The 208-nt window shown below is 22.6% G+C and carries 1 protein-coding gene; it reads left to right on the forward strand.

Annotated features, from left to right (window positions below; translation table 11 throughout):
• On the forward strand, positions 1-208 hold a 208-nt coding region (locus AACQ14_RS24355; protein ID WP_339366115.1), incomplete at both ends, for a hypothetical protein.

A 208-nucleotide genomic window follows, 5' to 3' on the forward strand; every position in this document is an offset into this window, starting at 1 on the left:
AGAATTAAACCATAATGGTAATGAAGTAAAGAATATGTTGATTGATATGGGATATAAACATAAAAACACCAAGAATTTTGAAAATATACAACCTAATTTTGTGTTTAGATTATATTTTGATATGACAAATGAACTGAAGGAAAGAAAAAAAGTTGTTTTTGATAATTTTTCTAAGAAAACAAAGTACAATATTAAGATTGCTGAAAAA

The organism is Vallitalea maricola, assembly GCF_036985595.1.
In the GTDB taxonomy this organism is placed as follows: domain Bacteria; phylum Bacillota; class Clostridia; order Lachnospirales; family Vallitaleaceae; genus Vallitalea; species Vallitalea maricola.